The sequence below is a fragment of the Butyrivibrio sp. WCD3002 genome, assembly GCF_000424265.1.
Lineage (GTDB): Bacteria > Bacillota > Clostridia > Lachnospirales > Lachnospiraceae > Butyrivibrio.
In genome coordinates this window covers 97,842-111,770 of the sequence record NZ_AUJO01000013.1, presented here as the reverse complement: position 1 = coordinate 111,770, position 13,929 = coordinate 97,842, and the positions used below count along the sequence as shown (strand labels likewise).

The 13,929-nt window shown below is 43.3% G+C and carries 11 protein-coding genes and 1 pseudogene; 9 read left to right on the top strand and 3 right to left on the bottom strand.

The window, feature by feature from the left end; all coding sequences use genetic code 11:
• Nucleotides 1-40: 40 nt before the first annotated feature.
• The 8 genes and pseudogenes from G608_RS0112185 (at nucleotide 41) to G608_RS0112150 (ending at nucleotide 7,109) form a co-directional block, all read left to right on the top strand.
• Nucleotides 41-1,525, top strand: coding sequence for an aminotransferase class I/II-fold pyridoxal phosphate-dependent enzyme (locus tag G608_RS0112185; protein ID WP_035795491.1), 1,485 nt, complete (start codon nucleotides 41-43; stop codon nucleotides 1,523-1,525).
• Between the two features lie 19 nt (nucleotides 1,526-1,544).
• Nucleotides 1,545-2,138 (top strand): hypothetical protein, encoded by a 594-nt coding sequence (locus G608_RS0112180; protein WP_026496268.1) that lies wholly within the window; start codon nucleotides 1,545-1,547, stop codon nucleotides 2,136-2,138.
• 11 nt (nucleotides 2,139-2,149) lie between these two features.
• Nucleotides 2,150-2,590, top strand: coding sequence for a YaaR family protein (locus G608_RS0112175; RefSeq protein WP_026496267.1), 441 nt, complete (start codon nucleotides 2,150-2,152; stop codon nucleotides 2,588-2,590).
• 20 nt (nucleotides 2,591-2,610) lie between these two features.
• Nucleotides 2,611-3,687: a DNA polymerase III subunit gene (locus tag G608_RS0112170; RefSeq protein WP_026496266.1), complete on the top strand. Its 1,077-nt coding sequence runs from the start codon at nucleotides 2,611-2,613 to the stop codon at nucleotides 3,685-3,687.
• Nucleotides 3,688-3,690: 3 nt separating this feature from the next.
• Nucleotides 3,691-4,605: pseudogene (locus G608_RS24225) on the top strand (PSP1 domain-containing protein); the annotation flags it as partial.
• Nucleotides 4,606-4,981: 376 nt separating this feature from the next.
• Complete coding sequence (locus tag G608_RS0112160) at nucleotides 4,982-5,722, top strand: tRNA1(Val) (adenine(37)-N6)-methyltransferase (protein WP_026496265.1); 741 nt, start codon at nucleotides 4,982-4,984, stop codon at nucleotides 5,720-5,722.
• Nucleotides 5,723-5,755: 33 nt separating this feature from the next.
• Nucleotides 5,756-6,628, top strand: a complete 873-nt coding sequence (gene rsmI, locus G608_RS0112155; protein WP_026496264.1) for a 16S rRNA (cytidine(1402)-2'-O)-methyltransferase — start codon at nucleotides 5,756-5,758, stop codon at nucleotides 6,626-6,628.
• 16 nt (nucleotides 6,629-6,644) lie between these two features.
• A complete protein-coding gene (locus G608_RS0112150; RefSeq protein ID WP_026496263.1) occupies nucleotides 6,645-7,109 on the top strand; it encodes a restriction endonuclease in 465 nt (154 codons plus the stop codon).
• Between the two features lie 69 nt (nucleotides 7,110-7,178).
• Here the strand turns inward: G608_RS0112150 and G608_RS0112145 are convergent, their stop codons facing one another.
• The 3 genes from G608_RS0112145 to G608_RS0112135 all read right to left on the bottom strand — a co-directional run bounded on the left by G608_RS0112145 (nucleotide 7,179) and on the right by G608_RS0112135 (nucleotide 11,527).
• Nucleotides 7,179-9,158, bottom strand: a complete 1,980-nt coding sequence (locus G608_RS0112145; RefSeq protein WP_026496262.1) for an alpha-glucuronidase — start codon at nucleotides 9,156-9,158, stop codon at nucleotides 7,179-7,181.
• Nucleotides 9,159-9,266: 108 nt separating this feature from the next.
• Nucleotides 9,267-10,643 (bottom strand): MATE family efflux transporter, encoded by a 1,377-nt coding sequence (locus G608_RS0112140; protein WP_242829387.1) that lies wholly within the window; start codon nucleotides 10,641-10,643, stop codon nucleotides 9,267-9,269.
• 83 nt (nucleotides 10,644-10,726) lie between these two features.
• Nucleotides 10,727-11,527 carry an FRG domain-containing protein gene (locus G608_RS0112135; RefSeq protein WP_051209270.1) on the bottom strand — a complete coding sequence of 267 codons (801 nt, stop codon included), beginning with the start codon at nucleotides 11,525-11,527 and terminating at the stop codon, nucleotides 10,727-10,729.
• A 167-nt stretch (nucleotides 11,528-11,694) separates the two neighbouring features.
• Here G608_RS0112135 and G608_RS0112130 point away from each other — a divergent pair, with 167 nt between their 5' ends.
• Nucleotides 11,695-13,800 carry a glycoside hydrolase family 3 C-terminal domain-containing protein gene (locus tag G608_RS0112130; RefSeq protein WP_026496259.1) on the top strand — a complete coding sequence of 702 codons (2,106 nt, stop codon included), beginning with the start codon at nucleotides 11,695-11,697 and terminating at the stop codon, nucleotides 13,798-13,800.
• The last annotated feature ends 129 nt before the right edge of the window (nucleotides 13,801-13,929 follow it).

The following is a 13,929-nucleotide window of genomic DNA, read 5'->3' as shown; positions in this document are numbered from 1 at the left end:
AATATAAATATATTCATTAAATTCCAAGAAAACGGACAAAATGGCGAAGAAACATATTTTAGACGAACTTAAAAACTTAAGAGACAGTGATCTCTATCCTTTACATATGCCCGGACATAAGAGAAATAAAAATGCAGGTCCCATGGCAGGCTATATGGATATTGATATCACGGAGATAGATGATTACGATAACCTCCATGATGCAGAGGGTATGATTCTTGATGCGGAAAAAAGAGCAGCAAAGCTGTACGGCGCAGAGGAGACGCATTTTCTTGTTAATGGCAGTACCTGCGGAGTACTAAGTGCGGTATCTGCGGCAGTATCAAAAGGTGGAAAACTGATAACAGCAAGAAACTGTCATAAATCCCTTTATAATGCAGCTTATCTGAGAGAGCTTGGCCTTGCATATATTATTCCGGAAAGTACGAAGATTTCCGGTCCTGTGGCAAAGGGTGAATGGGAAAGAGGCTCGGGTTTGGGAGATTCCTGTTATGAAAAAGGGACGAGACTTCTTGGAAGGATAAGTCCTGATTCAGTCAGGGAAGCACTATTACAAAATGAGGATACGCAGGCTGTTTTTATCACATCTCCAACCTATGAAGGGATATCATCAGATATAAAGGCTATAGCAGATATCTGTCATGAAAAAGGAGTTATCCTGATAGTTGACTCAGCCCATGGTGCACACTTTGGCCTGGATGACAGGCTGCCAAAGAGCGCGGTCTGCGAAGGAGCTGACATAGTAATATGCAGTGTCCATAAGACATTAGCCTCAATGACACAGACAGCGCTGATACATGTACAAGGGAATCTTGTTAACAGAGAAAGACTTCGCAGATACCTTAGGATTTACCAGTCAAGCAGTCCTTCATACGTATTAATGGCATCGGTAGATTCGTGCCTTAAGGATATTGAAGAACGGGGACAAGAGGTATTTTCAAGACTGATTAATTTCAGAAAAAAAATCGAAGAGGAAACAGCCGAATGCAGGAACATTTTTATCCCTGGCCTGGATGAGATATCAGATCCGGGGAAAGTACTTATATGCTCGGCATCAGCAAATATCACAGGGCAGCAGATATATGATATACTTCGTTTAGAGTATCATATGCAGCTTGAGATGGCAGGGGATGCCTATGGCCTTGCCATTATTACAGGTTATGATACGGATGAAGGAATAGACAGACTGATACAGGCCATAAAGGACATTGATTCGCGAATTTCCGCGAAGGATACTTCCGGCGAAAGCAAAACCTTTAATATTCCAAGGACAGTTTTCCCTTTATATAAGGCATGGGATGCAGATCCTGAGTATATCGACATAGCTCAGGCAGCAGGCAGGATAGCCGGAGATTTCATAAATCTTTACCCGCCGGGAATACCGCTTATAGTTCCGGGAGAAGTCTTTGATAAGGATTTGCTTTCTGAAATCGGCCAATTTATTAATGATGGTATGAATCTTCAAGGCGTGGAAATTACAGCCAGAGGAGAGAGACTGTTAAAAGTAATTAAAAGTGAAATATGATTTGGGGTAATTAATACTGATGGGAAAAATATATGAAATAATGGGCAGGAGCTCATGCGGTAAGGATACGATATACAAAAAGCTCCTTGAGAGAGGAAATGCGAACCTTAATAAGGTGATCATCTATACCACAAGGCCCATGAGAGACAGAGAGCGCGAGGGTGTACAATACTTTTTTTGCGATGAAGAGCGTTATCTGGAATTCAAAAACAGTCGAAAGATAATAGAAGAGAGGACCTATAATACGGTTTATGGTCCATGGCATTATTTTACAGTGGACGATGGACAGATAGATCTGGATAAAGGAAATTATCTAATAATCGGTACTATCGAGATGTTTACATCAATAAGCAACTATTTTGGGAAAGATAAGGTAGTACCCTTGATGATCCAGGTGGATGACGGAGTAATTCTTCAAAGAGCCCTTGGAAGGGAGTTGAAAAGAGAAAATCCGGGATATGATGAGATGTGCAGAAGATATCTTGCGGACAAGGCAGATTATTCCCAGGAGAACCTAAAGGCAGCAGGAGTCAACAATTTTTTCAATAATGACGGCGACATTGAGGATTGTCTTGGCGAAATCGAAGCATTTATCCTTGCGGATGAGAAATAAGAGAAAGCTATATGGATATACGAATAGACAATATTCAAAATACACAGCAGGTTCAACAGACACAGTCACAGCAGGAGGTGAGCGGTGACTTTAAATTCACGCTCACAAGTAAGATTGAGGACTCTTCGCTGGCAGAGCGTCTAAACCTTATGATGCAGGATATCGTCCAACAGGGAAAACAGATTTCCAAGAAAAACGATATCAGGGATATGCAAAGATACCGCTTTCTTATTAAGGATTTTCTTAACGAAGTGGTTACAAGATCCCATGCCTTTTCCAGGGAAAACTTCCTGGACAGAAGAGGAAGACATAGGGTTTACGGCATAATCAGACTTATTGATGAGAATCTTGATGAGCTTGCACAGGAGCTTGTTAAGGATGAAAAGGACAATATCCAGATACTGGCAAAGATAGGCCAGATTCAGGGATTACTTCTTGATATTTTTACGTAATTACGGGAGGAGCTGCAAAAATGGCGCATTTTGCAGACATAATTGATCAGGGACAGATAGTGGAGCACATGCAAAATGCCCTGAGAACAGGGAAAATATCTCACGCATATATTATCTCCGGGGATGTCGGATCAGGAAAAAAGCTGATCGCTGATACTTTTTCCAAAGCAATTCTTTGTGAAAACAGAATAGACGACGGAAAGCTTATTGAGAGCTGCGGCGAATGTCATTCCTGCAACCAGGCAGAGAGCGGATCACACCCTGACATCAGGAGAGTGACACACGAGAAGGCAACTATCGGTGTTGACGATATAAGGCAGCAGGTCTGCGATGACGTATATATAAAGCCCTATTCGGACCATAAGATATATATAATACCTGAAGCAGAAAAGATGACAATTCAGGCGCAAAATGCTCTTCTTAAAACGCTGGAGGAGCCGCCTGCATATGCGGTTATCATTATTCTGACAGCCAATATAGATGCATTTTTGCCAACTATTTTGAGCAGATGTATAGTTTTTCAGATAAAGCCTGTAAGAGACGATCTTCTTATGAAGTATCTTATGGAAAAGCGGAAGATTGTGGATTATAAGGCGAGACTGGCGGTTTCCTTTGCACAGGGGAATATTGGAAAAGCTATCTTACTATCTGAAAGTGAAGAATTTGAGAGGCTAAAAAACGGCACGATCGACCTGTTATCCAGAATGGAGCGGCTAACCGTAAATGAGATAACGGACAGAATGTCGGATATGCTGATTACAGGTAACTCGGCAGATGATAGCGGTGATATGGATACAGAAGAGAAAAAGGCCAAGTCCACCTCCAAAAAACCGGATCCTGACGCAGTTAATAACTATCTTGATATATTAATGTTTTTGGGCCGGGATTTCCTTGTGTATAAAGCCGAGGATAGCGCTGAACACTTGATTTTCGCGGATAAACTGTCGTATATTAGTAGTGTTACCACAAAATGTACGTTTAAACAGATTGGCAATATGATTAAAGCTGTCGATGAGGCCAGAAGCAGGATAAAAGCTAATGTTAACTCGCTTCTTACTCTCGAAATGCTAATGCTTAATATAAAGGAGAATTTATAATATATGACCAGGGTTATCGGCGTCAGATTCAGAACGGCCGGAAAGATCTACTATTTTGATCCCGGGGATTTTGAGATAAAAAAAGGAGACCACGTCATAGTTGAGACCGCAAGAGGTATCGAGTTTGGAACAGTTCTTTGCGATCCAAGGGATGTGGAGGATGAAGAGGTTACTAAGCCCCTCAAGGGCGTCCTTCGTATGGCAAATGATAAGGACGTTGAGCAGGAGGCTACCAACAGGATAAAGGAAAAGGAAGCTTTCCGCATCTGTAAGGAAAAGATCATCAAGCACGGCCTTGAGATGAAGCTCATAGATGCAGAATATACCTTTGATAACAATAAGGTGCTGTTCTATTTTACAGCAGACGGAAGAATCGATTTCAGAGAACTGGTTAAGGATCTTGCTTCAGAGTTCAAGACCAGAATCGAGCTTAGACAGATAGGTGTGCGAGATGAGACTAAGATAATCGGTGGATACGGCATCTGCGGAAGACCGCTTTGCTGCCACTCCTATTTATCTGATTTCATCCCTGTTTCCATAAAGATGGCCAAGGAGCAGAATCTTTCACTTAATCCTACAAAGATTTCAGGTGTGTGCGGAAGACTTATGTGCTGTCTTAAAAACGAAGAGGATGTTTACGAAGAGCTCAACCGCAAGATGCCGGGAGTAGGCGACATTGTTGCTTCTAATGATGGCCTTGAGGGCGAGGTTGCAAGCGTTAATATCCTTAGACAGACAGTTCGTATTCTTGTGGATGTGGACGATGAGAAGGAAGTTCATGAGTATCATGTGGACGATATCACTTTCCTTCGCAAAAAACAGAAGCATAAGCAGAACAATGCTCCCAAGGAGAAGGATGTAGATGAAGAGGCACTTAAGGCTTTAGAGCAGGAAGACATCTCAGGTCTTGATGAAGGAAGTGCCGTAGCACTCAAGGGCAACAAGGGCGGTGACAGAAACCGCGACAGAAAGAATAACGACAGAAGAGACAGACAGAATAAGCAGAACAGACAGGGTGGCCAGAACCGTCAGAATAATCAGAACGGTCAGGAACCTCAAAATACAGCCGGTAAAGATAATAATCAAAACGGTCAGAATAATCAGCCCGGTAAAAGTGCAGCTGATAAGGAAAACGTCCAGAATAATCAGGGCGGAAGCGTAGAAGCAACTGAGCAAAAGGGCCAGGGCGATGGCGATAACAGAAAAAAGAAGAATCGTCACGGCGGAAACAGAAAGAATTTTAACAAGAACGGTAAGGGTGGCGGAAAGCCCCAGGGCCAAAAGGGTAACCAGGATGGAAGCACCAAAGCTTAAGTCAGGTGAGAGACTTGATGACCTTCAAAGGAATGGTTTTCAGATAATCCAAAATCCCGAGAAATTCTGTTTTGGTATGGATGCGGTACTTTTATCTGCTTTTGCAGGTGCGGGAAAAGGGGCAAGAGTTCTTGATCTTGGCACGGGTACAGGAATTATTCCGATACTTATGGCCGCAAAGACAGAGGCAAAGGAACTGGTAGGTCTGGAAATCCAGGAAGAAAGTGCAGATATGGCGATGCGCAGCGTGATGCTAAATGATATAGCAGATCGCGTGCGCATTGTATGCGGAGATATAAAAGAGGCGGACAAAATATTTGAACCTGCCTCTTTTGACGTTGTGACAACAAATCCTCCATATATGATAATGGGACATGGACTAAGGAACCCTGAAGGCCCCAAGGCCATTGCAAGGCATGAAATTCTTTGTGATCTTGATGATGTACTTCGGGCAGCAAAGATAATGCTTCATCCAGGGGGCAAATTTTTCATGGTGCACAGGCCCTTTAGGCTTTCTGAGATTTTCGTAGCCATGACAAAGCACAGGATTGAACCAAAAAGAGTGAGATTTGTGCACCCCTACGCTGATAAAGAACCAAGCATGGTTCTTATAGAGGGACTTAGAGACGGTAAGTCCAGGTTATCTGTTGAACCACCGCTTATTATTTATAAAGAGGATGGCACGTATACTGATGAAGTCGCAGAGACTTACGGCTTTTAAGTATTAATTGCAATAAAGAAAATAGGAGTTTTAATGGAAGAAAACAGGACAGGAATGCTTTTTTTATGTGCAACTCCCATAGGAAACCTTGATGATATCAGCTTCCGCGTTCTCGATACGCTGAAAAATGTGGATATCATTGCGGCGGAGGACACGAGAAACAGTATAAAGCTTCTGAATCATTTCGATATTCATACAGAGATGACAAGCTATCATGAGTACAACAAGGTGGAGAAGGCAGAGTATCTCATAAGGCTTATGAACGAGGGCAAGGACATTGCTCTTATTACAGATGCGGGGACTCCGGCGATTTCAGATCCCGGTGAGGTGCTGGTTAGAATGTGCCATGAAGCGGGAATTATTGTGACATCGCTCCCGGGGCCGGCGGCATGTATCACAGCGCTTACGCTCTCGGGACTTAGCACCAGAAGATTTGTATTTGAAGGCTTTTTACCTCCTGCAGACGATAAAAAGGAGAGACGAAGGATTCTCGATAGCCTTAAGGATGAGCACAGGACTATCATCATGTACGAAGCACCTCATCACCTGAGGGGAACGCTGGCTGACCTTGCAGAGACACTTGGGGATAGGAAAATTACCATTTGCAGAGAACTCACAAAGCGCTTCGAGGAGATAGTGCCTACTACCATAAGCGCAGCCATAGCTTTTTATGAGGAGAATGATCCAAGAGGTGAGTATGTGCTTGTAATAGACGGGGTGAGCCTTCTTGAGCTTGAAAAAAGAGGGCAGGAAGAATGGCTTAAAATGAGCCTTCAGGATCACATGGCCTACTATGAAAAGGACGGAATGAGCAGAAAGGATGCCATGAAGCAGGTGGCTTCAGACAGAGGAGTCGGTAAGCGCGATATTTATAAGGCTCTTTTGGAGGAAGAAGGTACGGAATAAGATTTGGGGAGGATAAATGCAGGCAGATTTACTTAAAACCACATACATACTTATCGCTGTCATAGCAGTTATCCTGATTATGGTGGTTATCCTTCTTCTCATAAGGAGATGGAGAAACAGACCGCTTCCCATGGATGAGCTTGGCGGTCATGAATTTGAATATTACTGCGCTGATCTTCTAAAGAGCCATGGCTTTCAGGAGGCTACGGTCACTAAGGGAAGCGGAGACTTTGGGGCAGATATCCTTGCAGAGAAGGACGGAGTAAGTTACGCCGTGCAATGTAAGTGCTATGACAGACCAATCGGCGTAAAGGCCATACAGGAGGTGTATGCAGGAAAAGACTTCTACGACTGCATGGTCGGGGTGGTAATGACCAATCAGTATTTTACAGAGCCTGCAGTCACCATGGCAAAGAAGCTCAACATCATGCTTTGGGACAGAGGCTATATAGACAGTATGGAAAAAGAAAATGAGCATTAACAAAGTGCAAAAAAGAGGCTATGGAACCCGGTGTTCCATAGCCTTTAGTTTTACTGTTTCTCTATAAAATCAGAAAATATCTCTTCCCTTTTCATCGGCAATGCCGCTCTTTCTAAAGAAGTAGGAATTTACCTGATCACGCCATTCCTTGGCATTGTGAAGCTGCATTGAGAAGCGTTGCTTTACTCTTGCAAATGCTTCAGGTTCTATCTCTTTTTCAAGGCTATCCCACATAGCAGCAAGCTCTTCAGCCTCAGCTTCACCCTCAAAGTGAGTATCGTAGATGTATTGAATCAGCGTCCTTCCATCCTTAAGCTTCCAGGTGTAGGGAATATGGTGGAAGAAAAGAAGGAGTTCTTCCGGGCAGGTCTTGGGATCATTGTAGACTTCTGCGTTTTCCTTGTAGTATTGCTGAGCATAGCCTGTGCCCTTATCACTTCTGTCTACACCAAGTCCCAGGTGGTCCGCTCTGTGATAGGTGCCCCATCTTGAGTATTCATAACCATCTACACTTGGACCATAATGGGTTTCCGGTGTAACCATCCATCCAATTCCAAGGGGACATGTATATTTTTCATATATTCTTCTTGAATCAAGGAGCATTTTAACAAGCTTATCCTCAGCATCCTCGCTAAGATCAAAGGTCAGCTTAACCCATTCCCTGGCAATTTCTTCGGAAGAAAGTGTCATATCAAAAGCGAGTCTTCCAAAGCCGTAGGTGTTAGCTGCAGCCAGGTCATTTCCCGTCCAGTTGTAGTCATTACCGGTATTGATAACAGCAGCTATTCCACAGCTCTTATTGCCAAAGGCTTTTCCGCTTATGATATCTGAAACGCAGTCCTTGTCATCCTGACAGTGAGTTCTGAATTCAAGAACCTCCTTGAACATAGGCATAAGATAGCATAAATCAATCTGATGCCCTGTGTATTCCTGTGCGATCTGAACCTCCAGCATCTGATTTGTTTTAGTAAGACCGCCAAGAAGAGGAGAAACGGGTTCTCTTATCTGGAAATCCATGGGACCGTTCTTGATCTGAAGGATTACGTTATCGTGATATTCACCGTCAAGATCCTTGAAATAGTCATAGCCTGCGCGGGCTCTGTCTGTCTTTTTATCTCTCCAGTCCTGAGTGCAGTTATATACAAAGCATCTCCAGATTATGAGCTTATCGTATTGTTTTACTATGTCGGCCAGCATGTTTGCGCCGTCTGCCTGAGTTCTTCCGTAGGTAAAAGGTCCGGGTCTTCCCTCGGAATCAGCCTTTACAAGGAAGCCTCCAAGATTTGGAAGCTCTGTGAATACTTCCTTACATTTTTCCTTCCACCAGGAGATAACGCCTTCATCAAGGGGATCACAGATATCCATTCCACCGATTTCTATGGGAGATGCAAAGTTAAGTGACAGGTACATCTTAATACCATAGTCAGCAAATACATCCGATAACTCACTGAGCTTTGCAAAATATCTGTCTGTTATCATGTAGCTGGCGGCTTGCTTGACATTTACGTTGTTGATAACTATGCCATTAATGCCGATGCTCGCCATAAAACGCGCATAATCACGGGTTCTTTCATCAACTACAATCTCATTATTCACATAGAAAAATGATCTTCCGGAATAACCTCTTTCGATGCTGCCGTCCATGTTGTCCCAATGGTTCATCATGCGAAGCGGGTTGTCAGGCTCTGATAATAATTCAAAGTCAGCATCAGCCTCTCTTAAGGTGATAAGTCGTAAAAGTTCAAACATTCCATAGAGAGCTCCGTTTTCATCAGAAGCACCTATGGAGACTGTATTGTCAACCTTTTTTACAACATAGCCCTCTTTTGCTATGGATGAGTCTCTTATAACCCTGAGCAGGATATCTTCATTTCTATCTGTAATACTTGCACCGATAAGCTTTGGAAGAGCAAGGGAAAGTTCGTTCTTAAGGCTATTAATGATTCTGTTATCCTCATCAAATCCCTCGAAGGAAAAATTCCATTTTCCGCCATCATCGCTTACCTTGTGATAAGCAAGCCAAAGCTGTGACCAATCTGTATTTTTCATTGTAGTAATTCTCCTTAATGTACAAATAATGCCATGTAACACAATAATTCTAAAATTTTTCGTGGTACATGGCATTTCAATATTTGCGAAGTTGTATTTACTTATTGCTTAGGTAATTGCCTTGGTTTTCCATCTTCCGACTTTGTAGGTAAGGAAGGTTATGAATGCACCAAGGGTCCAGGTTATCAGCATGGAGAGCTGCATCATGTAGCAGTTACCCTGAGGAAGCTCCGGTGTTTTTGTCATGTATACAAAAATGTAAGCCATGGGTACACGCATGATTATGGATGAAAACATTGAGATCCACATGGGCGCCACCGTATCACCTGCGCCACGCATAATACCTGAAAGACACTGGGTTACCTCCATTGCGATGTAGCCTACAATCAGAATACACATCATCTTATAGCTCATATCGATGAGCTCCTGGGTACTTGTGAAAATTCCCATGATGTATTTTCCAAAGATTATGATCAGTACTGAGAGGACGGCGGAAATGCCCATAGCAGCCAGGGTTCCGCTCTTAGCTCCTTTTTCTACGCGATCGATTTTTCCTGCACCGATGTTCTGACCTGCGAAGGTAGTCATGGCACTTCCAAATGAAAATGCAGGGAGCATTACGAATCCATCTACTCTCATAACGATTACGTTAGCGGCAATATACAGCTCTCCGAAGGTGTTTGTCAGGTTCTGAACTACTATCATGGACATTGAGAAAATAGCCTGTGTCACACCTGAAGGAAGTCCTAACTTAATAAGATTCATGGTGTAGTACTTTTCGGGTATCAGATATTCCTTCTTCATGTCGAAAACATCTGACATTTTTGTGAGCTTTCTCATACAGAGAAATGCAGATACGAACTGTGCAAGTACTGTTGCAAGAGCAACGCCTGCTACGCCCATCTTGAAGGAAGCAACAAATACAAGGTCCAAAGCGATATTAAGGAATGTTGCAACCAGTAGATAAATTAGTGCTGAGACAGAATCACCAAGACCTCTCAGGATTCCGCTCATTATGTTATAGAAGCCTCCACCAAGAATACCGATAAAGATGATCCAAAGATAAACCGTACACCAGTCGATGATGCTCTCCGGGGTACCCAGGAGTTCCAATATGGGCCGCGTTATTATGGGACCAATGATCATAATGATGAGCGATGCAATTGCGGTTAATGTGATACTGCATCCAATAGCTTTTGATAAGTGTTCCCTCTGCTTTGCTCCGAAATACTGGGAAACCATGATTGATGCACCTACTGCGATACCCATGAAAAGAACCAGCATGAGATTCAAAATGGGACCGGCACTTCCAACCGCTGCAAGTGCGTTATCACCAACAAATCTTCCAACTATTATGCTGTCTGCCGTGTTATAAAGCTGCTGTGCGATGTTTCCCAGAAGCATGGGAATGGTAAATTTGACAATCTGCCTGACGGGGCTGCCCTCTGTCATGTCAACAGGGGCGAAAATACTTTTTAAACTCATAACTTTCACCAACTTCTTTTTCTTTCTCTTCTTTAATCTATGTTAATGAAAAGTATGACAATTGTCAAGGTTTTGGATGGCCATTATTTTACAAAATAATGCCTTCCAAGCCAGCGGGAAAGCCCGTCAAGACCGGGATACACTATCCTTTCGGAGATATTCTGGTGATCAAGCATGTCGCGAATCTGCCATCTGAGTTCCTTTTTGATTATGTACTTCACAGTCTTTTCGGTATTCTTGTCGAGAAAGCCCTGAATATCCTCCATGGCACTTGGAATAACCGCAAAAAACGAGTACTGGTTCACTATTCTGACATCAACAGAGGGTGGTTCGATCATAAGGATAGAATCTGAGCCCATATCCTCATCATACTGTTCAAGGGATGAGCAGATTTCAGCCAGCATATCCACGGAAAAAACAGTAGTAGCATATTTTGCAGCAATTTTCTGATATTTTTCCGGCAGGAGATCATGAAGCTCATGGATATCCGTTCTCCATACAGCGCTGTCATGGGCTTCCATCTCATCCATATCATTCTCGGTTACGGAAAAATGCAGGGCCATAAGAGGCGAAAAGGACCAGTCAAGAAGCCTTGTTGGCAGACCATGGTGCTGTCCGAAGATCATCTGACGCCACACAGAGCGCTCAATTGTGGGCTCTTCAAGAGCAGCATATTTAGTAAAGTTTCTCAGCATACATGGTTCAAGTTCCCTTCTTTTATCCTTACAATTGCGCATAAGACTTGTGGTCAAGGGAAACTCTGCGTCCGGCTGACCTCTGTAGACAAAGAGATTTCTGTGACGATCTAAGTCTTCTCTGTATTCCTGCTCGGAAACCATATCAAAAAGGGAATTCATATCAGAAATTTCAACCGTTTTAATCATATTGAGGACCCTCATATAAGAATGAAAACATTTATGGTTGCTTACAATAATATTTTATCACATTGCGCAATTTTTAAGAGCATTGAAGCAAAGAATGAGTGGAAAAAAAGAGGGCTAACACTTACAATTTGCTCATCAAACTGACTTTAGTTATAAGAGGATTCGACATGAACAGAGAAGAAGCAAGAAAAAGAGCAGAAGAGCTTGTCAGCAAGATGACCGTTCAGGAGAAGGCATCTCAGCTCAAGTTCGATGCAGAAGCAATCGACAGACTAGGAATTCCCGCATATAACTGGTGGAACGAGTCTCTTCACGGCGTAGCAAGAGCAGGCACCGCAACCATGTTCCCACAGGCAATAGGAATGGCTGCAGCCTTTGACGAGGAGCTTATGCAGGAGGTTGGTGAGGTAATCGCCACTGAGGGCAGAGCAAAGTACAATGAGCAGAGCAAGCGCGGTGACAGAGATATCTATAAGGGTCTTACCTTCTGGGCACCCAATGTAAACATTTTCCGTGATCCCAGATGGGGACGCGGTCATGAGACCTACGGCGAAGATCCCTTCCTTACAGGTAAGCTTGCAGTGCCTTTTATCAAGGGCATGCAGGGTGATGGCGAGTATATGAAGGTAGCTGCCTGTGCTAAGCATTTTGCAGTTCACTCAGGTCCGGAAGCTTTAAGACACCATTTTGATGCGAAGGCTTCCAAGAAGGATATGGAGGAGACCTACCTCCCTGCTTTTGAGACCTGCGTTAAGGATGCAGACGTAGAAGCTGTGATGGGAGCATACAACAGGACAAACGGTGAACCCTGCTGCGGACATGAGGTTCTTATGAAGGATACTCTTCGCGGGAAATGGGGCTTTAAGGGACATTTTGTTTCCGATTGCTGGGCTGTTCGCGATTTCCATGAAAACCACAAGGTTACAAGTATTCCTGAGGAATCAGTAAAGCTTGCCCTGGAGATGGGATGTGATCTTAACTGTGGTTGTACATATCAGAGAGTAATGAATTCATACAGAGCAGGAATGCTTGATGAAAAGTATATTACAGAATCATGTATCAGACTTTTCACAACAAGATTCCTTCTTGGTATGTTCGATGAGACAGAGTATGACAAGATTCCCTACACTGTAGTAGAGAGCCCTGAGCATCTTGCAGTTGCAAGCAGAGCGGCTCTTGAAAGTGTGGTAATGCTTAAAAACGATGGCGTTCTTCCTCTTAAGAAGGGCGAATATAAGACAGTGGGCGTTATAGGTCCTAATGCTGATTCCAGAGTTGCTCTTATGGGTAACTATCACGGAACAAGCTCTAAGTACGTGACAGTACTTCAGGGAATCCAGAACGCAGTGGGTGAGGACACGAGAGTTCTTTACTCAGAAGGCTGCGATCTCTGGAAGGAAAATATAAGCGGACTTGCTAACCCCTTCTATCCCGACAGATTATCAGAGGCTCAGACAGTTGCCGAATATTCAGATATTGTTTTCGTTGTACTGGGACTTGATGAGACACTGGAGGGTGAAGAGGGCGATACAGGTAACCAGTTCTCATCAGGAGATAAGAACGATCTTAACCTTCCTCTTTGTCAGAGACTTCTTTTGAAGAATGTCCTTGATATGGGCAAGCCTACAGTTGTCATTAATATGTCAGGAAGCTCTGTAAACCTTGAGCTTGCAGACGAGAGAGCAAACGCTATTCTTCAGGCATGGTATCCCGGAGCAAGAGGCGGTGAGGATATAGCTAAGATCATTTTTGGCGAAGTATCTCCTTCCGGTAAGCTCCCTGTAACCTTCTACGGAGAAGGCAAGGATCTTCCTGAATTTACAGATTACTCCATGAAGAACAGAACCTACAGATACTATGAGGGAACACCTGAATATCCCTTCGGCTTTGGGCTTACCTATGGTGATAACAAGGCGCTTTCAATGAAGGCAGGTGACTTCTCAGAGGAAGGAATGGATGTCACTGTAACAGTTAAGAACGATGGAAAAGTGGATACAGATGATGTGGTTCAGCTTTACATCAAGGATATGGACAGCGAATTTGCGGTAAGAAATTGCAGCCTTTGCGGCTTTAAGAGAGTGAGTCTCAGCGCCGGAGAAGAAAAGGATGTGATTGTTCACTTAGATAAAAGAGCATTTACTACAGTAGATGAAGACGGAAACAGAGAGATTTTCTCAAAGAATTTCACTCTTTATGCCGGCTTTTCACAGCCTGATGAGCGTTCTAAGGAGCTCACCGGCCATGAATGCGTATCTGCTAAAGTAACACTCTGATTAAAAAGCTTATAAATACCTTCTATTATACGGCGGCGGACCTTTTATGATCCGTCGCTGTTATTTTACATAAAAAGCAAGATAGAGCCCTGTAATAGTGATAACTGTATAATGAACGGCACACGGAAT